General features: G+C 60.9%; 21 protein-coding genes. 13 read left to right on the forward strand and 8 right to left on the reverse strand.

Annotated features, from left to right (window positions below):
* Nucleotides 1-85 precede the first annotated feature (85 nt).
* The 4 genes from dnaA to mutM all read right to left on the reverse strand — a co-directional run bounded on the left by dnaA (nucleotide 86) and on the right by mutM (nucleotide 4,656).
* Entirely contained in the window at nucleotides 86-1,639 is a 1,554-nt protein-coding gene (gene dnaA / locus BLP23_RS05645; RefSeq protein ID WP_092584289.1) for a chromosomal replication initiator protein DnaA, read from the reverse strand.
* 870 nt (nucleotides 1,640-2,509) lie between these two features.
* Nucleotides 2,510-2,788, reverse strand: coding sequence for a 30S ribosomal protein S20 (gene rpsT, locus BLP23_RS05650; protein WP_092583875.1), 279 nt, complete (start codon nucleotides 2,786-2,788; stop codon nucleotides 2,510-2,512).
* Nucleotides 2,789-2,981: 193 nt separating this feature from the next.
* Nucleotides 2,982-3,755, reverse strand: coding sequence for an enoyl-CoA hydratase (locus BLP23_RS05655; RefSeq protein ID WP_092583876.1), 774 nt, complete (start codon nucleotides 3,753-3,755; stop codon nucleotides 2,982-2,984).
* Nucleotides 3,756-3,765: 10 nt separating this feature from the next.
* On the reverse strand, nucleotides 3,766-4,656 hold the full coding sequence (gene mutM / locus BLP23_RS05660) for a bifunctional DNA-formamidopyrimidine glycosylase/DNA-(apurinic or apyrimidinic site) lyase (protein ID WP_092583877.1): 891 nt from the start codon (nucleotides 4,654-4,656) through the stop codon (nucleotides 3,766-3,768).
* Nucleotides 4,657-4,807: 151 nt separating this feature from the next.
* Between mutM and ubiE the strand changes: the two genes are divergently transcribed.
* The 8 genes from ubiE (at nucleotide 4,808) to BLP23_RS05700 (ending at nucleotide 14,634) form a co-directional block, all read left to right on the forward strand.
* Nucleotides 4,808-5,584, forward strand: a complete 777-nt coding sequence (ubiE, locus tag BLP23_RS05665) for a bifunctional demethylmenaquinone methyltransferase/2-methoxy-6-polyprenyl-1,4-benzoquinol methylase UbiE (RefSeq protein WP_092583878.1) — start codon at nucleotides 4,808-4,810, stop codon at nucleotides 5,582-5,584.
* A 5-nt stretch (nucleotides 5,585-5,589) separates the two neighbouring features.
* Complete coding sequence (ubiB, locus tag BLP23_RS05670) at nucleotides 5,590-7,164, forward strand: 2-polyprenylphenol 6-hydroxylase (RefSeq protein WP_092583879.1); 1,575 nt, start codon at nucleotides 5,590-5,592, stop codon at nucleotides 7,162-7,164.
* 95 nt (nucleotides 7,165-7,259) lie between these two features.
* Nucleotides 7,260-8,843, forward strand: coding sequence for an aromatic amino acid lyase (locus tag BLP23_RS05675; protein ID WP_092583880.1), 1,584 nt, complete (start codon nucleotides 7,260-7,262; stop codon nucleotides 8,841-8,843).
* A gap of 28 nt (nucleotides 8,844-8,871) precedes the next feature.
* Complete coding sequence (locus BLP23_RS05680; protein ID WP_092583881.1) at nucleotides 8,872-10,254, forward strand: dihydroorotase; 1,383 nt, start codon at nucleotides 8,872-8,874, stop codon at nucleotides 10,252-10,254.
* Nucleotides 10,251-11,531 carry a Zn-dependent hydrolase gene (locus tag BLP23_RS05685; RefSeq protein WP_092583882.1) on the forward strand — a complete coding sequence of 427 codons (1,281 nt, stop codon included), beginning with the start codon at nucleotides 10,251-10,253 and terminating at the stop codon, nucleotides 11,529-11,531. The genes BLP23_RS05680 and BLP23_RS05685 overlap by 4 nt, the downstream gene beginning before the upstream one ends.
* A complete protein-coding gene (locus BLP23_RS05690) occupies nucleotides 11,512-12,609 on the forward strand; it encodes a DUF917 domain-containing protein (RefSeq protein ID WP_092583883.1) in 1,098 nt (365 codons plus the stop codon). The genes BLP23_RS05685 and BLP23_RS05690 overlap by 20 nt, the downstream gene beginning before the upstream one ends.
* Before the next feature lie 4 nt (nucleotides 12,610-12,613).
* Nucleotides 12,614-12,958: a TfoX/Sxy family protein gene (locus tag BLP23_RS05695; RefSeq protein WP_092583884.1), complete on the forward strand. Its 345-nt coding sequence runs from the start codon at nucleotides 12,614-12,616 to the stop codon at nucleotides 12,956-12,958.
* Nucleotides 12,959-12,972: 14 nt separating this feature from the next.
* On the forward strand, nucleotides 12,973-14,634 hold the full coding sequence (locus tag BLP23_RS05700) for a urocanate hydratase (protein WP_092583885.1): 1,662 nt from the start codon (nucleotides 12,973-12,975) through the stop codon (nucleotides 14,632-14,634).
* 35 nt (nucleotides 14,635-14,669) lie between these two features.
* Here the strand turns inward: BLP23_RS05700 and BLP23_RS05705 are convergent, their stop codons facing one another.
* Together BLP23_RS05705 and BLP23_RS05710 are read right to left on the reverse strand one after the other, a co-directional pair.
* A complete protein-coding gene (locus BLP23_RS05705; protein WP_092583886.1) occupies nucleotides 14,670-15,053 on the reverse strand; it encodes a VOC family protein in 384 nt (127 codons plus the stop codon).
* The gene (locus tag BLP23_RS05710) at nucleotides 15,050-16,288 is read right to left on the reverse strand and encodes an MFS transporter (protein WP_092584290.1); all 1,239 of its coding nucleotides are present in this window, start codon (nucleotides 16,286-16,288) and stop codon (nucleotides 15,050-15,052) included. The genes BLP23_RS05705 and BLP23_RS05710 overlap by 4 nt, the downstream gene beginning before the upstream one ends.
* 112 nt (nucleotides 16,289-16,400) lie before the next feature.
* Between BLP23_RS05710 and BLP23_RS05715 the strand changes: the two genes are divergently transcribed.
* Nucleotides 16,401-17,273, forward strand: coding sequence for a LysR family transcriptional regulator (locus BLP23_RS05715; protein WP_092583887.1), 873 nt, complete (start codon nucleotides 16,401-16,403; stop codon nucleotides 17,271-17,273).
* Nucleotide 17,274: 1 nt separating this feature from the next.
* Here the strand turns inward: BLP23_RS05715 and BLP23_RS05720 are convergent, their stop codons facing one another.
* Entirely contained in the window at nucleotides 17,275-18,180 is a 906-nt protein-coding gene (locus tag BLP23_RS05720) for a LysR family transcriptional regulator (protein ID WP_092584291.1), read from the reverse strand.
* A 121-nt stretch (nucleotides 18,181-18,301) separates the two neighbouring features.
* Between BLP23_RS05720 and BLP23_RS05725 the strand changes: the two genes are divergently transcribed.
* Complete coding sequence (locus BLP23_RS05725) at nucleotides 18,302-19,066, forward strand: SDR family oxidoreductase (protein WP_092583888.1); 765 nt, start codon at nucleotides 18,302-18,304, stop codon at nucleotides 19,064-19,066.
* A 433-nt stretch (nucleotides 19,067-19,499) separates the two neighbouring features.
* Nucleotides 19,500-20,711, forward strand: coding sequence for a bifunctional phosphopantothenoylcysteine decarboxylase/phosphopantothenate--cysteine ligase CoaBC (coaBC, locus tag BLP23_RS05735; RefSeq protein WP_092583889.1), 1,212 nt, complete (start codon nucleotides 19,500-19,502; stop codon nucleotides 20,709-20,711).
* Here coaBC and BLP23_RS05740 read toward each other — a convergent pair.
* The gene (locus tag BLP23_RS05740; RefSeq protein ID WP_092583890.1) at nucleotides 20,698-21,507 is read right to left on the reverse strand and encodes a class II glutamine amidotransferase; all 810 of its coding nucleotides are present in this window, start codon (nucleotides 21,505-21,507) and stop codon (nucleotides 20,698-20,700) included. The genes coaBC and BLP23_RS05740 overlap by 14 nt on opposite strands.
* Nucleotides 21,508-22,027: 520 nt before the next feature.
* On the opposite strand from BLP23_RS05740, the gene BLP23_RS05745 reads away from it, so the two are divergent.
* The gene (locus BLP23_RS05745; protein ID WP_092583891.1) at nucleotides 22,028-22,705 is read left to right on the forward strand and encodes a FadR/GntR family transcriptional regulator; all 678 of its coding nucleotides are present in this window, start codon (nucleotides 22,028-22,030) and stop codon (nucleotides 22,703-22,705) included.
* Nucleotides 22,702-23,991 (forward strand): CynX/NimT family MFS transporter, encoded by a 1,290-nt coding sequence (locus tag BLP23_RS05750; protein ID WP_092583892.1) that lies wholly within the window; start codon nucleotides 22,702-22,704, stop codon nucleotides 23,989-23,991. The genes BLP23_RS05745 and BLP23_RS05750 overlap by 4 nt, the downstream gene beginning before the upstream one ends.
* Nucleotides 23,992-24,054 lie beyond the last annotated feature (63 nt).

A 24,054-nucleotide genomic window follows, 5' to 3' on the forward strand; every position in this document is an offset into this window, starting at 1 on the left:
CTTCGTGAGGCTGTATGGAAAAAACCAATAAAAGAAAACGGCCGGAATTGCTTCCGGCCGCAAATTTCAGGTGGAGGATCGCCGATTATTCGTTGATCAGGCGCTTCAAAAGCTCGATCTCGTGCGAAAGCTTGGTGTCTCCTGCAATCAGCTCCTCGATCTTGCGTACCGCGTGCAGCACTGTCGTATGGTCGCGTCCACCGAAGCGGCGGCCGATTTCCGGGAAGGAGCGCGGCGTCAGCGTTTTCGACAGATACATGGCGATCTGCCTCGGCTTGACGATGACGCGCGTGCGGCGGTTCGAAACCAGCTCCTGGCGGGACACATTGTAGTGGCGTGCGACGATGCGCTGGATATCTTCGATGCGCACGCGGCGCGGCTCGCCGGAGCCGACCAGATGCGCAAGCAGTTCGTCGACCCGCTCGATCGACAGGTTCGGCTCGAAGGAGCGCCGGAAGATCAGCTGATTGAAGGCGCCTTCAAGTTCGCGGCCGCTTGCCGTTACGCTGCGGGCGACGTGCGAGAGCAGTTCGGCCGGGATTTCTAAAGATGGATCTTCCAGACGGGCCGCAGCCAGGCGGCGCTTCAGGATCTCGAGGCGCATCTCGTAGTCCGGCGCATCAAGCTCGATCGCCACACCGCCCTGCAGACGGGAACGTACTCGCGGATCAAGCGATTCCAGCTCCCAAGGCGCACGGTCGGCGGCAACCACTACCTGCTTGGCGCTGTCGAGCAGCATGTTCAGCAGGTGGCAGAACTCGTGCTGGATCATCTTGCCCTGCAGGAATTGCATGTCATCGATGATCAGAAGGTCGATATTGCGGAGCGAGTCCTTCAGCGTCAGTGCATCGTTGTCCCGGATTGCCGTTGCAAAACGCCACATGAAATACTCGGCCGTCAGATAAACGACACGCAGGGCCCGCGGATTCTGAACCGCTGCGTTGGCGATCGCCTGCAGAAGGTGGGACTTGCCGAGACCGACGTTCGAATGAATGAAAAGCGGGTTGAAGCGCACCGCGCCCTGCCCTGCTTCCGCAATTGTTTTTGCCGCAGCAAGCGCAACGCGGTTCGAGCTGCCTTCAACAAAGGTGTCGAAGGTGAAGCGCGAGTCGAGCGGCGAACCGAACAGTGGCTGGCCGAGCGTCGCGGGACGGGCGGCAGCGGCGGCCGAAACGGCCTGTTGAACCGCCTGACCAGCTGGCTGAGCAGCAAGGGGGCGACGCATTGGCGTGACCGGTGAGACCGGCTCTTGGGAAGCCGCCTCGTCCATCGGCTTCATGCCGGGACGCGTTGCCGTGCGGACGAGAATTTCCACCTTCAGGATTTCAGCATCTTCCTGCCGGAAAAGGCTGGTGATGAGATCAAGATAACGATTGTTGATCCACGACTTGAGAAATGTAGTGGGAACCGAAAGACGCACGACGCTCTTTGAAACCGAATGCAGCTTCAGACGTGCGAACCAGCTTGCATAAACGTCCGGACCGACCTGGGCCTTCAGACGCGCACCAACACGCTCGAAAAGTATGCCATGCTTCATGTCTCCTTTTTCCCCCGCCGCATCCGGGCAAATAGAGCCAAACGCCTGCGGTGCCTTATCCCCATTTTCAAGAGCACCCGTCGTCAATGAATTCATTTGCATCATGCCGCCTTCCAAATTCATTTCACCGGGCGGACATCAGTCAAACAGCCGCCCGATCAATTTTCCCCGTTCTGGCATGCTGGCGGCCCTTTCATGGACCATCATGCATGCCGGTTCACACAAACACTGTCCCGCAAATCGAGACCGACGCAGAGAGCCGTGGCGGATACCGCCTTCATGCGGCCTCCGTCATGCTCGCCGCGCCAAGCCGGCTACCGGACCTCGTTTTCCGGCCAGCCTGCCCGAACGCAAATTTTACTGTCCCCATCCCCTTCAGCTCCCATGAACATGGAGCCGCCGAGCGCACAAAGCATCTTCGTTCCGTGACCAGCCACGGTCCCGGCGCAAATAGCTCAAGTGCTTGAAAAAACGGAGAGATAGCTACTCCGTGACAAATGACACAAACTCATCGCCCTGCCGGTGTGGCAGTTTAGACTGAGCCTTTGCAGGTGATGTCCGCGCCCTTTGCTGGAAGTCATTTAGGCAGGATCGGTTGCGGATATCAATGATGAATTTTACGCAAAATTAAGAAGCGACCATTGACTCCGGGGCCCGTTTTTGGGCGTCACGCCAATGTCAAAAAAGAATCGCAGGAGAATCAAGGAGATTCCCGAAGTGGGTATTTTGGACACGCATTGAAAGAAAAAAAATAAAAATCCGCTTGACTCACAACTAAGCCCGCCGGAACGCAGAAGAGTCGCCCAAGCTCGAAACATCCTTGCGCAACTATTTGATTTTAAACAATTTTTCATGTCACCTCAGTGACACGAAACAGTCGCCAAATTAACCAATCCGGAGATGATCGCCGGAATCGAAAAAGCCCGGCTTAATTACCGGGCTAATCATAACGATCAATTTGTTAATGAAAGATTATGCGGTCGCAGTCGCCGACAGAGCCTTTACACGGGCAGCGAGCCGCGAGACCTTGCGTGATGCCGTGTTGGGGTGAACGACGCCCTTGCTTGCAGCACGCGCGAGTTCCGGCTGCGCTGCAAGGAAGGCTTCCTTTGCCTTGGCAGCATCACCAGCTGCAAGTGCCTCTTCGACCTGGCGAACGAAAGTACGAACGCGCGAGCGACGAGCCTTGTTGACGTCGGTACGGCGGGCGATCTTGCGGGTCGCTTTTTTCGCCGAAGTTGTATTGGCCATGGATGCCTCTCTCAAGAATTCGAACAAACTCCACCATCACCGCGGGCCCTGCGGCCACAATCTTCAGCAATGCGGGAGCATAAACGGAAAACCTGATCGGCTTCCCGAACCGTGGGCGGGCATATAACTCTAAAGCCGGCCCGCGTCAACGCGCATTTTCAAGGAAACGCCGCCTTTCTCCGTGGAATGAAGATCAGCGGTGTTTAAAGGCCGGTTTGCGTTTCTCGATGAAGGCCGCCATGCCTTCCTTCTGATCTTCCGTTGCGAAAAGGCTGTGGAACAGCCGGCGCTCGAAACGCAGGCCCTCCTCCAGCGTGGTTTCCAGCGCCCGATTGACCGCCTCCTTGGCCATCAGCACCGAAGGCTGCGACAGCGACGCAATCTTGGCGGCCGCCGCCAGCGCTTCGTCGAGCAGACGCTCGGGCGCGACCACGCGCGAAACGAGCCCGGCACGCTCCGCTTCCCCCGCATCCATCATCCGGCCGGTCAGCACCATGTCCATGGCCTTCGACTTGCCTACCATACGCGTCAAGCGCTGCGAGCCGCCCATGCCGGGGATGACGCCGAGCGTGATTTCAGGCTGACCGAATTTTGCAGTTTCCGACGCTATGATAAAGTCGCACATCATGGCCAGTTCGCAGCCGCCCCCGAGGGCGAAGCCGCTGACGGCAGCGATCACCGGCTTGCGGGCCTTGGCAATCTCGTCCCAGCCACTGATGAATTCGGCCTTATACATATCGGCAAACTGCAGCGGCTGCATTTCCTTGATATCGGCGCCGGCTGCAAAAGCGCGTTCGGATCCGGTCAGAACGATCGCACCGATCGCCTCGTTGGCGTGGAAATCTGCAAAGGCCTGCTGCAGTTCCTTGAGTACCGTGGAATTCAGCGCATTCAGTGCCTGCGGCCGGTTCAGCGTAATCAGACCGACATTGTCGCGGGTTTCGACGATCAGCGTTTCATAGGCCATGCTTGTCTCCCTATTTCTGGCAGTCCGGGCAATAAAAGGTGGAACGTCCTGCTTGCACGATGCGCGAGACCGTACCGCCGCAACCGGGTGTGCGGCAAGGCAGACTTTCGCGGTCATAGACCGAGAAGGAATGCTGGAAATAGCCGAGCGAGCCGTCGGTCTGGATATGGTCGCGAAGTGACGAGCCACCGGCCTTGATCGCATCGGCGATGACGCTGCGGATGGACGCGACGAGAAGATTAAGCGGCTCCTTCGGCTTTCCGGTTTTGGTGACCAGAGTTCCGGCGGCGCGTGCCGGCATCAGGTGCGCGCGCCAGAGCGCTTCGCACACATATATATTGCCGAGGCCAGCAACATTTTTCTGGTCGAGCAGGGCGCCCTTCAGGGGCTGTGCCTTTCCCGCAAAGCGTTCTGCCAGATAGGCGGCACTCAGTTCGTTACCGGTCGGCTCCGGCCCGAGGCCGAAAAGGAAGGGATTGTTTTGAAGCTCGCAGCGATCGGCGATGTCCATGAATCCGAAGCGCCGTGGATCATTATAAATGACGCGGCGCTCACCACCCTTGCCTTCCAGATGGAAAATCGCATGGTCATGCTTCTCGTCCTTCGACCGCTCGTGGCGAAAATCGCCTGGCGTTTGGCTGACTGGCCCCTGCTCGATGCGGAAGGAGCCAGACATGCCGAGATGGGAGATGATGGTCTTGCCGCTGTCGAGGTCAATCAGCAGATATTTAGCGCGGCGGCCAAGCCCGATAATGGTGCGGCCACTAACCTGGTCTTCGAAATTTGCCGGAAAGGGAAAGCGCAGATCACCGCGGCGAAGCTCCAGCCTCTCGATGCGTGCGCCCTCCATGGCGGGCGAAAGACCACGCTTCACCGTTTCGACTTCTGGCAATTCCGGCATCTTAACCCATCTGTATTTAAACGTGTTTCAACTGCGGACGATGTGGGTTATAGCGCCAGTAAGCCGCGGGTATTACCCGCCTCCACAGATAGCGTCTCAAGCGGCCTTTCGCTATGGTCGCGGTACCGATTTCGAGTAACGGAGTAGTCCGATGTCAGAAAGCCGTACTTCCGCCAATGGCGGCATGGAAACATCCTACGGCTTCCGCGAGGTGCCGAGTGGTGAGAAGCAGGGTCTCGTCAACGACGTCTTCCATAAGGTCGCCAAACGCTACGATATCATGAACGATGTGATGTCGATGGGCATGCACCGCGTCTGGAAGGATGCGATGGTTGCGGCGCTTAATCCGCGCAAGGAACCGGGCTACAAAGTGCTGGATGTTGCCGGCGGCACGGGCGATATCGCCTTTCGTATCGTCGAAGCATCGAACCGCATGGCGCATGCGACCGTGCTCGACATCAACGGCTCCATGCTCGGCGTCGGCGCCGAGCGGGCGGACAAGAAGAGACTCTCCGACAATCTCACCTTCATCGAGGCCAATGCAGAGGACCTGCCCTTTGAGGCCGGCACCTTCGATGCCTATACGATCGCCTTCGGCATCCGCAATGTGCCGCACATCGACGTGGCGCTCTCGGAAGCCTATCGCGTGCTGAAGCGCGGCGGCCGGCTGCTCGTGCTGGAATTTTCGGAAGTGGACATGCCGCTTCTGGACAAGGTTTACGAGGCGTGGTCTTTCAACGCCATTCCGAGGTTCGGCAAGGCGATAACCGGCGACGCCGAGCCTTATCAGTATCTTGTCGAATCCATCCGCAAGTTCCCGAACCAGGAAAATTTCGCGGAAATGATCCGTAAAGCCGGCTTTTCGCGCGTGACCTACACCAGCTACACCGGCGGCATCGCGGCCTTGCACTCGGGCTGGAAGCTTTGATCTAAATGAGTGCTTTCGGAGCATATTTACGGCTCGTGCGGGTCGGCTGGATTCTGGTGCGCGAGGGCGTTGTTTCGGCGCTGCCTTCGGAAGGCCTGCCGCCTTCCGTAAGCCTTGCGAAATCCTTTGTCGGGCTGTTTGCGCGCAGCCGCGCAAAAGCGAAGAAACGCAGCGATCGGCTGGCCCAGGCAGTCGAGCGGCTCGGACCTTCCTATGTGAAGATCGGTCAGTTTCTGGCGACCAGGCCGGACGTCGTCGGCGTCGAATTCGCCGACGACCTTTCGCAGCTTCAAGACCGGATGGCCTTCTTCCCGATTGCGGCGGCAAAGGCGAGTATCGAAGGCTCGCTCGGTCGCCCGATCGAAGAGCTTTATGCGACTTTCGACGATCCGATTGCCGCAGCCTCTATTGCGCAGGTGCATCCTGCAGAGGTGAACACCCCCAATGGCCGCAGGAAGGTCGCCGTCAAGGTGGTGCGCCCCGGTGTGCGGCAGCGTTTCGCCCATGACATCGAGGCAATGTATCTCGTCGCCGGTATGCAGGAGCGCTTCATGCCCTCGAGCCGGCGGCTGAGGCCGGTTGAAGTAACAAAAACGCTCGAGCAGTCGACCAAAGTCGAGATGGACCTGCGCCTTGAGGCGGCTGCACTTTCGGAGATCGCCGAAAACACGGGACAGGATCCAGGCTTTCGCGTTCCGAAGGTGGACTGGGAACGCACGGGCCGCGACGTCATCACGATGGAGTGGATCGACGGCGTCAAGATGTCCGATGTCGAGGGGCTGCGCGCTGCCGGGCACAACCTCAACACGCTTGCCGATGTCCTCATCCAATCGTTCCTGCGCCACACGCTGCGCGACGGCTTCTTCCATGCCGACATGCATCCCGGCAATCTCTTCGTCGATTCAGGCGGCATGATCGTCGCCGTCGACATGGGCATCGTCGGCCGGCTCGGAAAGAAGGAACGGCGCTTCCTCGCCGAGATCCTCTATGGCTTCATTACGCGCGATTACGTGCGTGTTGCCGAGGTCCATTTCGAGGCGGGCTATGTGCCAGGCCATCACAATGTTGAAAGTTTCGCGCAGGCAATCCGGGCGATCGGCGAGCCGATCCACGGCCAGCCTGCTGAAACGATCTCGATGGGCAAGCTGTTGACGCTGCTCTTCGAGGTGACGGAACTTTTCGACATGCAGACCCGGCCTGAACTGGTCATGCTGCAGAAGACCATGGTGGTCGTCGAAGGCGTATCGCGCATGCTGAACCCGCGTTTCAACATGTGGAAGGCATCGGAGCCGGTCGTCGGCGACTGGATCCGCAACAATCTCGGTCCGAAGCGGGTTGTCACCGACCTCAAAGATGGACTGAAAGCTGCCGTGAAGCTTGCAGAAGCCGTTCCGGAAATCGCTGCGCAGACCGAGAAATTCCATCATCAGCTGCTGCATATGAGCGAGCATGGACTGCGCTTTGACGCCGAAACGGCCGATGCGATCGGCAAATCCGAGGCACGCTACAGCCGGTCCGGCCGCCTGGCGCTCTGGATTATCGCGTTGACGCTTCTCTATATAGCCTGGATGTTGAGCTGAGGCTCAGGCACAAACAATTACATGCTGTGTTCGGCATTTGGGATATCTCATAATGCGCAGTGCTCGCTTAGTCTCGCATTCAAGGAGACCTGCAGATGAAGCATGAACGCCCCGGCATCGAACTTTCCGGCCAACCACTCGGCTTTGCCGAGATGGTAAGGATAGGCTCCGGCAGGGTAGCGCTTTCTGCTTCGGCGACAGGCATGGCACGCGTGGAGATCGCACGTTCCGTCGTCGAGGAAGCGATCCAGGCTGGCATTCCCGTTTACGGTTCCACCACCGGGGTCGGCGCGATGAAGGATGTCGAATGGTCGGCGGAGGAACTCGACACCTTCAACCTCGGCCTCGTGCGGGCCCATCACTTCGGCACCGGCACACCATTTTCCAGCGCTGTCGTGCGAAATGCCATGGCCATCCGCGTCAATACCGCGCTGACGGGCCAGGTCGGGTGTACGCCGGAACTCATAGAAACCTATCTGCGGCTGCTCAGGGCCGACCTCATCCCGCTCGTGCGGCGCACGGGCTCGATCGGTTGCGCCGATATCGGGCTCATGGGACAGATCGGCGCTGTTTTGACCGGCGTCGGCGAAGCCGTCTATCGCGGCAAGCGCATGCAAGCGGCCGATGCCTTCAGGGCAGCGGGGCTGGAACCGGTCACCATGGCGCCGCGCGACAGCCTCGCTTCGCTCAGCATCAATGCCGTGAGCTTTGCAGCCGCCGCCGAGGCAACGCGCAATGCGGCGGCTTCGATCCGCATTCTGCTCGCAACCGGTATGATGGCGGCCGGTGCGCTTGGCGCTTCCCGCGATCCCTGGAGGGCGGTGCGCCATGTCGGGACCCCGCGCGAAGCGCTGATCGGTTCGTGGCTATGCAATGCCTCCGACGCCTGGGAATGGCCGGTCGCAACCCACGTGCAGGATCCGCTCAGCCTTCGCATGATCGCGCAGGTCTTCGGCGCCGTGATCGAAAACCTGCTCTCGACCGGTCACAAGATCCTTGCTGCCACCGGCCGCTCTGACGACAACCCGGTTGTGGTCGAGGGCCGGGTGATGACGTCCGGCGGTTCGCTGCCCCTCGATGTGACGATCCTGCTGGAATCGGCGGCACTGTGCATGGCGCATGCGGCGCGCAACGCCTTCAACCGCTGTGTCTTGCTCGGCAACGGGCAGCGGCGCGACCTTCCGGTGAACCTCGTGCCGCCAGGCCGAATCGCAACTGGTTTCGGCCCGATCATCAAGCTCGCCGGCGAGATCTTTTCACGCGTGCTTTCCATGTCCAACCCGGTATCTGCCCAGTCGCTGGTGGTTGCGGCGGGGCTTGAGGACGAAGCGGCTTTCCTGCCGCTGGTCATCGAGCGCTTCGAGCGGCAGATGCAGGCGCTGAAGCGTCTTGCTGCCCTCGAGGCCCTGCTGGCAGCACAGGCGGCCGACATTCTAGGCGACCGGCCCGAGGGCGTTGCGGGCATGATCTACGATGTCGTCCGCAAGCACGCCGATTTCTACACCGTAGACCGGCCGCTTTCGGCCGAGGTCGAAGCGATTGAGGAAGAACTCGGATCCGACGAATTCGCTTCGAAGCTGATCGAGCAGGTGCCGATCGCCTCATTCGACGACTTCTTCGCGCTTGGCTCGCTCGAGCGCATCGAACGGAGACTGACGCAGGACGCCCTCGTCATCTGAGCTTTTGAACCGCAAGCGGAGGAACAGCATGGCTGATTTCGACCTCGTTCTGCAGGGCACCGTCGTGCTGCCGGAGCGCATCCTCGAAGAGGGGTATGTTGCAGTCCGCAATGGCAAGATCGCCGAGGTCGGCATCGGCGTGCCGCCTGCGGCCAGGGAGCGGCATCTGCTCGGCAAGGCGCTGGTCCTGCCGGGTGCGATCGATGCGCAAGTGCATTCGCTCTCCCAGAAGGACCAGGAGGACTTCATCTGGTCGACGCGTTCGGCGGCGGCTGGCGGCGTAACGACGATCGTCGACATGCCCTATGACGAAGGCAATCTCGTCTGCTCGGCCGAGGCGGTGAAGAAGAAGATCGATCACGCGAGCCCTCAGGCGCGTGTCGATTTCGCGCTCTACGGCACGGTCAATCCGCAAGAAGGTGCGGCCCGAATCCGCGAAATGGCGGATGCCGGCGTTGCCGCGTTCAAATTCTCGACTTTCGGGACCGATCCGAAGCGTTTCCCGCGCATCCCCCCCGCCCTTCTCGACGAATGCTTTGCGGCGATCACGCCGACCGGGCTGACGGCCGGTGTCCACAATGAAGACGATGAGGCAGTGCGCACCTACATGGAGAAGGTCAAGGCAAGCGGCGTGACGGATTGGCGCGCGCACGGTCTCTCGCGTCCGCCGATCACAGAGCTGCTTGCCATGCACACGATCTTCGAGACCGGGGCCCATACAGGCTGCCCGGCGCATGTCGTTCATTGCTCGCTCGGCCGCGGCTACGACATCGCCCGCGCCTACCGCCGCGACGGGTTCGAGGCGACGGTCGAATGCTGCATTCACTACCTGACGCTTGACGAGGAAAACGATGTGCGGCGCCTCGGCGGAAAAGCAAAGATCAATCCGCCGATCCGGCCACGCGCCGAGGTGGAAACGCTGTGGCGGAAAGTGGCGGAAGGCAACGTCTGGCTGGTTTCGACCGATCATGTAAGCTGGTCGGAAAATCGCAAGACCAATCCGGATATGCTGGCAAATGCCTCCGGCGTGCCCGGGCTCGAGGTTATGGTGCCGTTGTTCGTCAAAGGTGCGCTCGAACGAGGCATCCCGCTCTCGTGGGCTGCGAAACTGATGGCGGGAAATCCGGCGAAACATTTCCGCCTCGACCACATCAAGGGCGCGCTGACGCCCGGCAAGGATGCCGACATCGTCGTGCTTGAACCGCGCGAAGCCGTCTATGATGCTGCCGCGAACGGCAACAATGTCGTCGGCTGGAGCCCCTATAACGGCATCCGTCTGCCATGGACGATTTCGGCAGTATATCTGCGCGGCAGCCAGATAACCGATGGTATGAAGGTGCTTGCAGAGCCCGGCACGGGAAAATTCGTCCGCCCTCTGCCGCGTCAGATCATTTCCGGAGAAGCTGCATGAACCGCAACCTGCCCGTCAACGCCGATCGCATCGCCGAGGATATCGATGCGCTGGCGAAGATCACCGAACCCGATCATCCATGGACACGCCGGGCTTTCTCGCCGCTCTTTCTTGACGGCCGCGCCTATATCGAAACGCGCATGAAGGCGGCCGGGCTGGAGACGCGCATCGATGCCGCCGGCAATCTGATCGGGCGCAGTCCAGGGACAAAACCAGGTCTTGGCACGATTATGGTCGGCTCGCATTCCGATACGGTGCCGGACGGCGGACGCTTTGATGGTATCGCCGGTGTAATCTCGGCGCTGGAAGTCGCCCGCGCGCTCAAGGACCAGGCGATCACACTGGAGCATGATCTGGAAATCGTCGATTTCCTTGCGGAAGAGGTCAGCATCTTCGGCGTTTCATGCGTCGGCAGCCGCGGCATGACTGGACAACTTCCCGAAGCCTGGCTTGCGCGCAAGAGCGGCGACCGCGATCTGGCACAAGGCATCTCTGGTGTCGGCGGCGATCCGGAGACGCTTCTCGCGCAGCGGCGTCCGGACCTCAAAGGCTTCCTCGAACTGCATATCGAGCAAGGGCCGGTGCTTGAGAATGAGAAGAAGGATATCGGCATCGTGACGGCGATCGCGGGCATCACCCGGATTGAAGTCACCGTCGAGGGTCGGGCGGACCATGCCGGAACGACGCCGATGGATGCCCGCGCGGATGCGCTGGTGGCGGCCTCGCAACTGGTGCTCGATATCCGCGATGCGGCAGCGGAGCGGGCGAAGACGCCGGGTCATTTCGCAGCGACCGTTGGCGAATTCCGGATCGAGCCGAATGCGGCTAACGTCGTGCCTTCCAAGGTGGTTCTGCTCATCGACGGGCGCGCGGAAATTCGCAGCGACATGGAAGCCTTCTGTATGTGGCTCGATGCACATGTCATCAAGCTTGCGATCGCCCACGGCGTCATGATCAACTCACCCAATCGCGTATCCGACAACTATCCGACACCCGGCAATCCCACCCTGCTGAAGACGCTGGAAAAGGCCTGTGAAACCGTCGGTGCCAAACATCGACGCATGGCGTCGGGCGCAGGGCACGATACGGCATGGATCGCGAAGGTCGCACCGGCCGCGATGATCTTCGTGCCATGCAAGGAAGGACGCAGCCACTCGGCCGACGAATGGGCAAAGAACGACGACATCGCACTTGGCGCTGCCGTGCTTTTTGCGGCTGTGCGCGAGATGGACAGAACGTTGGAAAAGGAGGCTGAGGATGGGGCGCATACTCGTTGAGAAAGACGTCGAGGCGGCGGTCAAGGGCGGCTCGGTCTATGCAGCGGGCGGCGGCGGCTGGGCCGATCACGGCCGGATGCTGGGATATGCCGCGGTCAGTATCGGCAAGCCGGAGCTCGTTTCCGTCGATGAATTGAAGGACGCCGACTGGATCGCGACAGCAGCGGCAATCGGTGCGCCGGCTTCCACGACACCTTGGGAAATGCAAGGCATCGACTATGTGAAGGCCGTGCAGCTCTTGCAGGACGAACTTGGCGAAAGGCTTTCTGGGCTTATCATCGGGCAGAACGGAAAATCCTCGACGCTGAACGGCTGGCTGCCCTCGGCAATTCTCGGCACCAAGGTTGTCGATGCCGTCGGTGATATCCGAGCACATCCGACCGGCGACATGGGCTCGATCGGCATGGCGGGCTCACCGGAGCAGATGATCCAGACGGCGGTCGGCGGCAACCGCGCGGAGAACCGCTACATCGAGCTCGTGGTGAAGGGTGCGACCGCGAAGATCTCGCCGATCCTCCGCGCTGCCTCCGACCAATCGGGCGGCTTCATTGCCAGCTGCCGCAATCCGGTGCGGACATCGTATGTGCGCAAGCATGCAGCACTCGGCGGCATCTCGATGGCGCTTGCCCTCGGCGAAGCGATCATTGCGGCGGAAAAGAAGGACGGACCCGCCGTCATCGATGCAATCTGCAAGACAACCGGCGGCAGCATCCTCGCAGAAGGCGTGATTGCCAAGAAGGACGTCGTCTACACCAAGGAAGCCTTCGATATCGGCACGATCGTCGTCGGCTCCGGCACCAAGGCCGTGACGATGCATGTGATGAACGAGTACATGGCTGTCGACGACGCCGACGGAGCGCGCATGGCAACTTTTCCGTCGGTCATCACGACGCTTTCTCCAGACGGTGAGCCGCTCAGCGTCGGCCAGCTCAAGGAGGGTATGCATGTCTTCATCCTGCATGTGCCGATGGAGATCATACCGCTTTCCGCAAGCGTGCTCGATCCGACCGTTTATCCGCCCGTGGAAAAGGCAATGGGCATCGAGATTGCGCGCTACGCCCTGGCGGCAAGGGCCTGACGCGATGGCACGAGATGGTGGCCTTGAGGAACTGCTGCGCGAAGAGTTCGGCGGCCTGCCCGGTCTCAGCGAAAAGCCGATGTTCGGCGGCTGGGCCTTTCTGCTGAACGGCAACCTTCTTTGTGGTGCGCGAGAAGATGGCATGCTGGTCCGGCTCGGCAAAGGCAATGACGGCTGGGCGCTGGAGCTGCCAGGCGTCGTCCAGATGATCTTAGGCGAACGGGCGATGCAGGGCTGGGTTCGCGCGGACGCCCGCGTCTATGGCGACGATGCGCTGCGCAAGCATCTGCTAAATGCCGCACTCGACTATGTGCAAACCCTGCAGGTGAAACAACAAGACAGGACTTGAGGAAGGACATCCCCATGCCGAAGCCCAATCCACGTCATCCGAAATTTCCGATTCCTGGCGGGCCGGAGTTGCGGGCCAAGGGGTGGCGGCAAGAGGCGCTGCTGCGCCTCCTCGAAAACGTGCTTGCCGTCGGCGAAGACCCTGACAATCTCGTCGTTTATGCCGCGCTCGGCAAGGCGGCGCGCAACTGGGCGGCGCACAAGGGCATCGTCAAGGCTCTGACCGAGATGGAAGAGGACCAGACGCTGCTGATCCAGTCCGGCAAGCCGATCGGCCTGGTGAAGACTCATGCCAAGGCACCACTCGTCATCATGGCGAACTGCAATATCGTCGGACAGTGGGCGAAGGCCGAAGTCTTCTACGAATTGCAGCGCAAGGGGCTGATCTGCTGGGGCGGGCTGACGGCAGGCGCCTGGCAGTATATCGGCAGCCAGGGCGTCATCCAGGGAACCTACGAAATCTTCATGCGCATTGCCGAGCGGCGTTTCGGCGGCGACCTCTTCGGCCGCTTCGTGCTCACCGCCGGCCTTGGCGGCATGGGAGGGGCTCAACCGCTTGCTGGACGCATGGCGGGAGCTGCAATCCTCTGCGTCGATATCGATCCGGAGCGGGCAAAGAAGCGTCAGCAAGTCGGCTATCTGCAGGAGATTGCACCTGATCTTGATGCCGCACTACAAATGATCGACACGGCCGTGAAGGAAAAGCGCGCACTGTCCGTCGGCCTCGTCGGCAATGCGGCCGAGATTTATCCAGAGATCGCCCGGCGCGGCATCACGCCGGACATCGTGACGGACCAGACCTCGGCACACGATCTCGTCTACGGCTATGTTCCGAAGGGCATGAGCCTTGACCAGGTCAAGGCACTTCGCGACGACGGCCAGGGCCAGTTGATGGCGGCAAGCCGCGCCTCGATCGTTCAACATGTGACGGCGATGCTGGAATTCCAGAAGAAGGGCTCCGAGGTCTTCGACAACGGCAACCTGATCCGTACACAGGCCAGAGAAGGCGGCGTTGCCAATGCCTTCGACATTCCGATCTTCACCGAAGCCTATTTGCGCCCGCTTTTCGCGCGCGCTATCGGTCCCTTCCGCTGGATGGCGCTGTCGGGAGAAGCAAGCGACATTGCAAGGATCGACGATCTGCTGCTCGAAATGTTCCCGGATAACAAGATCATCACCAACTGGATCCGGCTTGCCCGCGAGCATGTGCCTTTCGAGGGCCTGCCGGCGCGGATCGCCTGGCTGGGCCATGGCGAGCGCACCGCGCTTGCCCGTCGCGTCAACGAATTGGTCGCAAGCGCAGAGTTGAAAGGCGCTGTCGCCTTCTCCCGCGACCATCTCGATGCCGGTGCCATGGCGCATCCAAACATCATGACCGAGCGCATGAAGGATGGCTCCGATGCCATTGCCGACTGGCCGCTGATCGATGCGATGATGCTCTGCTCCTCGATGGCTGACCTCGTCGTCGTCCATTCCGGCGGAGGCGGCTATGCCGGCTACATGACCAGCTGCGGCGTGACTGTCGTTGCCGACGGCACCGAGGCCGCCGACGAGCGGCTCGATCATGCGCTTACCAACGACACGGCGCTCGGCGTCATGCGCTATGCGGATGCCGGATACGAGGAAGCGCTGGACGAAGTGCAAAAAAAGGATGTGCCGTATATTCGATTGAGTTAGCACGCAAGACCAGGCGCCTTGACCTAGGGATTCCCTCAGATGGGATTGGATACCTCGATGAGATTGCCGTCCGGATCGCGGAAATAGATCGAGCGGATCGTCCCGGTGGCGCCGGCGCGTTCGACGGGTCCTTCCTCGATCGCAACATCTGCTGCTTCGAGATGCGCGATGACATCGGCGAGTGCTGTTTCGGCGATAAAGCAGAGATCCGCCGAACCCGGTACCGGTTGGTTGGCTTTGGGATCGAACTCGCGGCCGGCCTGGTGAAGGTTGATCTTCTGATTGCCGAATTTCAGCGCCTTGCGGCCTTTTGCGAATGTTTCCACGGTCATGCCGAGGGTTCGGCGGTAGAACTCGCACGTCGCCTCGATGTCGCCGACGGTCAGGACAAGGTGATCGAGGTGGCTGATGCGGATCAAAATTTTCTCCTCGAAAGGCTGCGCGCGGCGCAGGCCGCCGCAAAGGCGAGGGCCAGCATGCCGAGCGTGAAGAAGACGACCGCTGTCCAGCCTTCGATGGCGAAAAACCAGCCGCCTGCCGAGCCCATGACGCTCGAACCGAGGTAATAACCAAGCATATAGAGCGACGAGGCGTGCCCCTTCGTGCCTCGGGCAAGCTTCCCGACGAGGCCGCTTGCGATCGAATGGCTCATGAAGAAGCCGCTGGTGAGCACGATAATGCCGAAAATGATGACCGGCAGGAAGGCGGAAAGCGTCAGGGCGCTGCCAACGGCGGTAATTGCAATTCCCGTCAAAAGGACAGCGAAGTGGCCGAAGCGATCACCCAGTATGCCACCGACCGAAGAGGCGCCGATGCCGAAGAGATAGACGGTGAAGATCAAGCCGAGTCCGGTCTGCGTCAGGTCATAGGGTGCTGCGACAAGCCGGAAGCCGGCATAGTTGTAGATGGTGACGAAGGAGCCCATGGCCAGAAAGGCAATGGCGAAAATGAACGGAAGCGCCGGATTGCGGATGTGCGCGAGCCAGGCCTTCAGATGAAACCTCGGATCGAAGCCCGGGCGGCGGATGAAATTGCGCGAGGCGGGCAGCAGCGCAATGAAGCCGCCTGCCGCAGCCAAGCCGATCGCGCCGATCAGAAACATCGCCGGCCGCCAGGTCAGGTATTCCGCGAAGATACCGGTCAGTACCCGGCCGGACATGCCGCCGAAGGCCGTGCCGCCGACATAAAGTCCCATTGTAGCGCCAAGGCCGCGCGGGTCGATTTCTTCCGCGAGATATGCCATCGCAACGGCCGGAACGCCGCCAAGGACAAAGCCCTGGAGGGCACGGATGACAAGCAGCAGGTGCCAGTCGGGCACAAAGGCCGCTGCAATCGTCAGTGCCGCCGCACCGACGAGGGAGATTGACATCAGGCTGCGGCGGCCAAGACCTTCCGAGATGGCGGCTGCGCATATAATGGCAATGGCGAGAAAGCCCGTCGACAGCGAAAGCGAAAGCGAGCTTTGCGCGGGGCTGACGGAGAATTCGTCCGCAAAGATCGGCAACAGCGGCTGGACACAATAGAGCAACGAGAAGGTGGAAAAGCCTGAGAGAAAGAGTGCAAGACTGGCTCGGCGGTAAGAAGCCGTGCCACGCTGCAGATATTCTTTCGCCGGGGACGCCGCCGGTGTTTCGATCGGGGTAATGTCGCTCATTCTGGCTGCGGTCTTGTGCATGGCTCAAGCCTTTCTCCATACATCTAGCCAGAAGGGCACAAGCTGTCCAATATATGGAACTGACGTTTTTGATAGGTTTTGGAGATACCGCATGGAGCTTCGGCATATCCGCTATTTTCTGGCGGTCGCGGAGGAAGGCAATTTTACGCGGGCCGCAACGAAACTCGGCATCGGCCAGCCGCCGCTCAGCCAGCAGATCCGCGATCTCGAAACGGAAATAGGCGCGGCCCTGTTTCACCGCGTGCCGCATGGCGCGGAATTGACGGCGGCGGGCGAGGCGTTTCTCGGTGAAGCCAAGGCGTCACTCGCTTTTGCCGAGAAGGCGAAACTTGCCGCCCAGCGTGCCAATCGCGGCGAGACGGGCAAGCTGGCGCTCGGCTTTACAGCCTCCTCCGCGTTCAATCCGGTTGTCAGCGCGACGATCAGGCGGTTTCGCGCGCGGTGGCCGGAAGTACGACTGTCTCTGACGGAGATGAATACGTTGGCACTGATGGAGAAACTCAATCGCGGCGAATTGGATGCGACCTTCATGCGCCCGAGCCTCGACGATCCGCCGGGCGTGCGCCTGAAACGTCTCGATGACGAGCCGATGGTGGTTGCCCTGCCCGCAAACCATCCGCTGGCGAAGTCCGAGCGCCTGTCCCTGGCACTGCTGTCAAATGAGCCGTTCATTCTCTTCCCGCGGCTGGTTGGCCTCAGCCTCTTCGACGATGTCGTGCTCGCCTGCAGGAAGGCGGGTTTCGAGCTGACGGTGGCACAGGAAGCGCCGCAGATTTCCTCTGTCGTCAATCTGGTTGCGGCAGAGCTCGGAGTGTCGATCGTTCCGGCATCGATCGCACAGATCAGGCTCGATGGCGTCGCCTACCGGCAAATCGACGGGCCGCCTGCGGTCGCGCGGCTGGCCCTCGCGGTGCTGAAGACGCAACGCTCGCCGGTGACGGAAAATCTGATGAGCCTGCTTTGACTTAGCCTGAAAGATCCCAATAAGGCGGATCGCCGAAGGCATTTTTCAGGTGATCGGCTAGGGCGCGGAGTTTGGCGGAAGGGTTGCGGCCTTGCGCATGTGCCATGTAGATGGACTCGGCTTCGGGCCGGTAGCCGACATCAATCTCGACGAGCTTGCCGTCGCGGATTGCCGGACCTGCAATGAAGGTCGGCAGCAGCGCGATCCCGAGACCAGCAATTGCCGCATCGCGAAGCATGTCGCCATTGTTGATACCCATCGCCAGCTTCGCACGCACGACGATTGCACCCGTCGGGGTCTGAAAGCGCCAGTCTGCGATGCCACGATTGGTGTAGAACAGGCCTCGATGAGCATCGAGATCGGCTAATGTCGTCGGCGTCCCGTGGCGGTCGAGATAGGCTGGCGAAGCCGTCAGCACACGGCGGCTGCGCGAGAGCTTCCAGACCACCAGGCGCGAATCGGCGATCGGCCCATGGCGGATAATGGCGTCGTAGCCTTCCGACGAAGCGTCCACACGGCGGTCATCAATGTCCAGCGTCAGCGCGATTTCGGGGTGCTTTGCCAAAAACGGATAGAGGGCCGGACCAAGATGCATGCGACCGAAGGTGACGGGTGCTGCAATTCGCAAGGGACCGGCGAGCGTACCGCGGCGCTCGGCCATGTCGGCTGCGGCCCCCTCTATCTCATGCACGATCCGAAGTGCACGCTCCATAAAGGCCGTGCCGTCCTCCGTCAGCGTCAACTTTCGTGTTGTGCGGTGAAGCAGCATGCCGCCGAGCGTCTTTTCCAGATCCGCCAGTCTTTCGCTGACAACGGATTTCGATATGCGGAGGCGCCTAGCAGCCTCGCTCACGGAACCTGATTCCACCACTGCGACGAAAGCCACTATCCCTTCGATCTTGATCATCGTTCGTTCGGTATTTCCGAATTCGAGTTCCATCATCTGAAGACTAATCCGAACGCATGGAAAATGCCATCTTGTCGAACGGGGCCGCAGAGGCTGTCCCTCCCAACCAGGAGATGGAACAATGAATCGCTTGAACAACAAAGTCGCAATCGTCACCGGCGCAAGCTCCGGCATCGGCCGTTCGACGGCAAAGCTTTTCGCCGCTGAAGGCGCCAAGGTCGTCGTCGGCGCCCGCCGCCAGGCAGAACTCGACAGCCTCGCCGCGGAAATCAAGCGGGCCGGCGGCGAAGCCGTAGCTGTCATTGGCGACGTGCGCTCGGAAGACTATCAGAAGGCACTTGTCGCTGCCGCGATCCGATATTACGGCAAGCTTGACATCGCCTTCAACAATGCCGGTATGCTCGGCGAAGCTGGTCCGAGCACGGGCGTTTCCGAGGCAGGCTTCAGCCAAGCTCTGGCGGTCAACCTCACCGCCTCTTTCCTCGCCGCCAAACACCAGATCGCGGAAATGGCGAAACGCGGCGGCGGTTCGGTGATCTTCACGTCCACCTTCGTCGGCTACAGCTTCGCTTTCCCGGGCGTCGCCGCCTATGCCGCCAGCAAGTCCGGCCTGATCGGCCTGACGCAGGCGCTTGCCGCCGAATTCGGCGCGCAGAATGTCCGCGTCAATGCCATCCTGCCCGGTGCAGTCGATACCGACATGTATCGCGAGATGAACGATACGCCGGACAAACAGGGCTTCATCACCAACCTGCACGCACTGAAGCGCGTCGCAACGCCGGAAGAGATCGCCCGCTCCGTCCTCTACCTCGCCTCCGACGACTCGAGCTTCGTAACAGGCACGGCTTCGCTGCTCGACGGCGGCGCTTCAATCACGCGCACCTAGCCGCAACGCGATCATCTTCGCCAACTTCGCCGACCACTCCGTCGCCTGGTGGCGGCTCGCCATACCGCTGATCTTGATCGGCCTCGGCATCTGTTGGATGAATGTCTCGATCTTTTCCGACGTCTTGTCTGGGCGCTAGCGATGCGCCTTGCGGGCGCTTGGCTTGCGAGGCTACTCTGGACGATCGCATCAAAACGGCTGCCGCTTGCGCTTGCCGCACAGTTGATCGTTCGCAGAAACGGTCTTTGGCCTGTTTTTCGAGAAACGCCTGCCGACGGTCGCGGAAGCAGGCGGCTCCATTCTCCAACTCGGCGGCGTCTGGCTTGCGATTGCGATCTTCACCGCGAATGGTCGCAGAGTACTGCGGTGATTGCATGTTATCCGCCAAAGGCTTAGGGTCGGCAGTGGTCAACAAGGCGACGGATAGAAGGCCATGGCTCTCAAAGGCAAACGCATCCTGCTCATCATTTCCGGCGGCATCGCGGCCTACAAGAGCCTCGACCTGATCCGGCGCCTGCGCGAGTACGGTGCTTCGGTGCGTCCGGTGATGACGAAGGGCGCGCAGGAATTCGTGACGCCGCTTGCTGTCGGCGCTCTTGCCGCAGACCACGTCTTCACCGATCTCTTTTCGCGGCAGGACGAACAGGATGTGGGCCATGTCCGGCTTGCTCGCGACTGCGACCTCATCCTGATCGCACCAGCAACGGCCGATCTGATGGCCAAGATGGCAAACGGTTTCGCGGATGACCTGGCCTCGACCGTTTTGCTCGCGACGAACAGGCCGGTTCTTGCCGCGCCGGCGATGAACCCGAAGATGTGGTCGCACGCGGCGACGAAACGGAATTTCGACATCCTGAAAGGTGACGGTATCCGTTTCGTCGGCCCGATGGCAGGCGAGATGGCGGAGAGCAAGGAGGCAGGGATCGGCCGCATGGCCGAGCCGCTGGAGATCGTTGCCGCCGCCGAAGCGTTACTTGACGACGGGCCGAAGCCGCTTGCCGGACGCAAGGCGATCGTCACCTCGGGACCGACCCACGAACCAATCGACCCCGTGCGCTACATCGCCAATCGTTCTTCCGGCAGGCAGGGGCATGCGATTGCCGCAGCACTTGCCAAGCTCGGTGCGGATGTCGCACTCATCTCCGGACCGGTGGCAATTGCCGATCCCGTCGGCGTCAGGACGATCCATGTCGAGCGCGCCGAAGAAATGCGCGATGCGGTGCTCGCTGCGCTGCCGGCCGATATTGCCGTCATGGTGGCAGCGGTAGCCGACTGGCGCGTGGCCTCTGCCGCCGATCAGAAGATCAAGAAGCATCCAGGCGAATCCATCCCGACGCTGGCGCTGACCGAAAACCCGGACATCCTGAAGGCGGTCGGCCACCACACGATGCGGCCGAGGCTGGTGATCGGCTTTGCGGCCGAGACGCAGGATGTCGAAAACAACGCCAAGGCGAAGCTCGAGCGCAAGGGCGCCGACCTGATCGTTGCGAACGACGTCTCGCCGGCGACGGGCGTCATGGGTGGCACGCGCAACAGCGTGAAACTGATTAGCCGAAGCGGCGTCGAGCAATGGCCCGATCTCGGCAAGGAAGAGGTTGCGGAAAAGCTGGCGGCGCTGATCGCCGAACGCTTCAGGCAGGGATAGCGATACCCGCCGCTGCGCTGATACGCTTTTCCGGCTTGAAGGCGGCGACCTCGATGCCGTTCTCGCCAATCGTGACGGCGCTGCCGTCCGGTATCTCGGCCCATGCATCGATGTCGTCGTTCAACGGCTCGGAAACAAGGCAATGTCCCTGGCGCATCGGTGAGGCATAAAGTGTCGGCGCCTTTCGATCGGTCGCATAACGAATGCCGAAGAGCGAGCGACCGTCGGAAAACGCGGCGGTGAAACGCACATGGGCGTGGCCCAGGATGTTTTCAGCAAGCCCTTCGACGAAGCTTACCATCTCCGCCATCGCGGTAAGCGGCGCCCGGCACAGACCGAATTGCAGGGCGAGCAGGAACATCAGCTCGGAATCGGTCGTGCCGCTGCGGACGTTGAAGAGCTCGTCATCGAGCATTGCCTCCATGGAACGGCGCAGGCGCTCGAAGCCGCCGATCTGGCCGTTGTGCATGAAAGACCAATTCCCATGCGTAAACGGATGACAATTGTCGCGCCGTGTGCCGCCGCCGGTGGCTGCGCGCACATGGGCCAGGAAAAGCGGCGAGCGGATTTGGCGCGCCAGGCTCTTCAAATTGCAGTCGGACCATGCGGGAAGGATATCGCGGTAGCGGCCCGGCTCCGGCCGGTCGCCGTACCAGGCAATACCGAACCCATCGCCGTTTGTTGCGGTCTTGGCGCGGGTGGCGCAATGGGATTGTTCGATGAGCGAGTGGGCGGGCGAGGAAACCAGCTCCTCGAGATAGAGGGGGTCTCCACGATAGGCTGCCCAGCGACACATGCTTTTCTGACTCCGTAACCCGTCGTCCTGGCGACGGGACTGGTTGGAAATGCCCGATCGATTGTCGAGCGCGATGGTGAATAAAAACTTAACGATTACAAATTTTGCAAGGCGGCATGCGGGTTGGAAACACTTCAGGCGATCACATTCGTTGAGCACGCATCTTCTTTTGTGAACATTGCCTCTTGGCTGTGTCACAGCCGTCATCGCAAGGATTTCTCTTGCATCATCGAAATTTTTCCTTACCTTTTAAGCATCAGCAACAGAACGAAAGGAAGGTGATCCAATGTCTAGTGAGATTTCGGACCTCGTAACAGGCATGGGAGAGGTGACGAAAGCGAGGCAGCCCTCGCTCTAATCCCCGCCTTCCTGGGGCCGCTTTGACGGTCCAGGCCAGCTACAGGCCAAACTCATGGAAAGGGTCGCTGAGGCGGCCCTTTTTTATTTTTGCAGAATCTCTTTGACGGCAACCGAGCCATGTCATATTCATAAAGTCATCAGATGACTTTATGAATATGACATGCAGCCGCTCAACAAGACAAATCTGGCCGAGACCGCGATTGAAGCGATCCGCGGCGAAATCCTCGCAAAGCGATGGAGTGTCGGCGACAAGCTGCCGAACGAAGCCGCTCTTTCCGCCTCGCTGGCAGTCAGCCGGGGCACGATCCGCGAGGCCGTGCGCGTGCTTGTCTCTCAGGGCCTGCTCGAAACGCGACAAGGCTCCGGAACCTACGTCCTTTCGACGAGGGATGCCAGTCGACCACTGACGATGGCCCGGCGGGCAAGTCTGCGCGATCAGTTCGAAGCGCGCTGCGCCCTGGACGTCGAGGCAGCCCGCCTCGCCTCGTTGCGGCAGACGCCGGAAATTATAACTCTGCTGCGCGACCTGCTGGCCAAGCGCGGCAATTACGAAGGGGGCGACAAGGGGGCCTTCGTCGAGCGCGATCTTGCCTTTCACAAAGCGATCATCGCTGCCGCCGGCAACCGGGCGATGATCGAGATCTATGACTTCTTCTCGGCCTCGATTGCCGAAACCATCGAGGCAACGCTCGGACAGGATATTCCCGAGCCCGACATGAAAGCGCACGCCGATATCATCGATGCCATCGAGAGCGGTCACCCCGCAAGAGCGGATGCCGCCGTACGCCGCTTCATGAAGCCGGTGTTTGCCGCCCTTGAACGGATGATTCTCTCGTGACCACCCCCATTTCTGATGCAGCCGAGGCTCTCGAGGCTATCGACGAGCAGTTGATCGATGCCGAGGCAGACAGTATTCCCGCACCGCAGGCTCCGGCACAGTCGACCGTGGCAAGCCGTCTCATTCTCGGTGTCAGCCTCGTCCTCATCGCCTTCAACCTTCGCCCCGTGTTTTCGAGCGCATCCGCGCTGCTGCCGGAAATTCGCGCGGGGCTTGGCCTGTCAGCCCTCGGCGCGAGCCTGCTGACTACGCTTCCCGTCGTTTGCCTGGGTGCTTTTTCGCCGCTCGCGCCAAAGCTGGCACAGCGATTGGGTGCCGAGCGAACGCTCCTCGGCGTGCTCGTGCTGCTGGCACTCGGCACGGCCATGCGCGGGCTATCCTCGGTTCCGCTTCTCTTTCTCGGAACCGCGCTTGCTGGCGCTTGTATCGCCGTCGGAAACGTCCTGCTTCCTGGCTTGGTCAAGCGCGACTTCGCCGATCGCACAGCGCTGATGACCGGATGCTATACGATGGCGCTCTGCGCCGGCGCAGCGAGCGCTGCCGGTTTCACACTGCCGATCGAGCACTCGCTCGACGGATCGCTGGAGGGCGCTCTTGCCGCCTGGGCATTGCCCGCCTTCGTCGTCGCCTTGATCTGGCTTCCGCAGGTTCTGAGAATTCCGGCTCGGACGCGGCGAAGCGGCTTCCGGGTCGAGGGCCTCTGGCGGGACCGGCTTGCCTGGCAGGTCACCCTTTTCATGGGCCTTCAATCAGCGCTCGCCTATTGCGTCTTCGGCTGGCTCGTGCCGATCCTGCGCGAGCGCGGCCTCGACGGCGTGACTGCCGGCGCCATCGTTTCGGTATCAGTCATGGTGCAGGCCGCCGCCTGCCTCGTGGCACCGCAGATTGCCGTACGCGGCAAAGACCAGCGGCTGATCAACGCTGCTTTGTGCGTCATTGCCGTGGCGGCCCTGCTTGGCCTGCTCTTCGCGCCGCTTTCGACCGTCTGGCTTTGGGCAGTGCTGCAGGGAATAGGACAAGGCGGCCTGATTGCTGTGGCAATGACAACGATCGTGCTGCGCTCGCGCGATCCGCATGTCGCAGCTCACCTATCCGGCATGGCGCAATGCGTCGGCTATCTGCTGGCCGCTGTCGGACCGCTGATCGTCGGGCTCATTCGCGGCACAACCGGAAGCTTTGCCTGGTGCGCAGTACTCTTCGTTCTGCTCGGATTTGGAGCCGCGCTCAACGGCTGGAATGCAGGACGTGCGCTGCACGTCAAGGCGCGCGAGACCAAGAAGCCCTAAGCGTCTTTCCTCACCTGCGCATCACCATCTCTTGATACCTCTGCGAGATGGCCGATGTTACGC

The organism is Rhizobium mongolense subsp. loessense, assembly GCF_900099775.1.
GTDB lineage: Bacteria > Pseudomonadota > Alphaproteobacteria > Rhizobiales > Rhizobiaceae > Rhizobium > Rhizobium loessense.

Coding starts and splice junctions, on each gene's coding strand:
- BLP23_RS05675 (WP_092583880.1), top strand. CDS start 7,260: ATGAAGCATGAACGCCCCGGCATCGAACTTTCCGGCCAACCACTCGGC.
- BLP23_RS05690 (WP_092583883.1), top strand. CDS start 11,512: ATGGGGCGCATACTCGTTGAGAAAGACGTCGAGGCGGCGGTCAAGGGC.
- rpsT (WP_092583875.1), bottom strand. CDS start 2,788: ATGGCCAATACAACTTCGGCGAAAAAAGCGACCCGCAAGATCGCCCGC.
- BLP23_RS05725 (WP_092583888.1), top strand. CDS start 18,302: ATGAATCGCTTGAACAACAAAGTCGCAATCGTCACCGGCGCAAGCTCC.
- mutM (WP_092583877.1), bottom strand. CDS start 4,656: ATGCCGGAATTGCCAGAAGTCGAAACGGTGAAGCGTGGTCTTTCGCCC.
- coaBC (WP_092583889.1), top strand. CDS start 19,500: ATGGCTCTCAAAGGCAAACGCATCCTGCTCATCATTTCCGGCGGCATC.
- BLP23_RS05655 (WP_092583876.1), bottom strand. CDS start 3,755: ATGGCCTATGAAACGCTGATCGTCGAAACCCGCGACAATGTCGGTCTG.
- BLP23_RS05740 (WP_092583890.1), bottom strand. CDS start 21,507: ATGTGTCGCTGGGCAGCCTATCGTGGAGACCCCCTCTATCTCGAGGAG.
- dnaA (WP_092584289.1), bottom strand. CDS start 1,639: ATGCAAATGAATTCATTGACGACGGGTGCTCTTGAAAATGGGGATAAG.
- BLP23_RS05680 (WP_092583881.1), top strand. CDS start 8,872: ATGGCTGATTTCGACCTCGTTCTGCAGGGCACCGTCGTGCTGCCGGAG.
- BLP23_RS05720 (WP_092584291.1), bottom strand. CDS start 18,180: ATGATCAAGATCGAAGGGATAGTGGCTTTCGTCGCAGTGGTGGAATCA.
- BLP23_RS05685 (WP_092583882.1), top strand. CDS start 10,251: ATGAACCGCAACCTGCCCGTCAACGCCGATCGCATCGCCGAGGATATC.
- ubiE (WP_092583878.1), top strand. CDS start 4,808: ATGTCAGAAAGCCGTACTTCCGCCAATGGCGGCATGGAAACATCCTAC.
- BLP23_RS05710 (WP_092584290.1), bottom strand. CDS start 16,288: ATGAGCGACATTACCCCGATCGAAACACCGGCGGCGTCCCCGGCGAAA.
- BLP23_RS05695 (WP_092583884.1), top strand. CDS start 12,614: ATGGCACGAGATGGTGGCCTTGAGGAACTGCTGCGCGAAGAGTTCGGC.
- ubiB (WP_092583879.1), top strand. CDS start 5,590: ATGAGTGCTTTCGGAGCATATTTACGGCTCGTGCGGGTCGGCTGGATT.
- BLP23_RS05700 (WP_092583885.1), top strand. CDS start 12,973: ATGCCGAAGCCCAATCCACGTCATCCGAAATTTCCGATTCCTGGCGGG.
- BLP23_RS05715 (WP_092583887.1), top strand. CDS start 16,401: ATGGAGCTTCGGCATATCCGCTATTTTCTGGCGGTCGCGGAGGAAGGC.
- BLP23_RS05745 (WP_092583891.1), top strand. CDS start 22,028: ATGCAGCCGCTCAACAAGACAAATCTGGCCGAGACCGCGATTGAAGCG.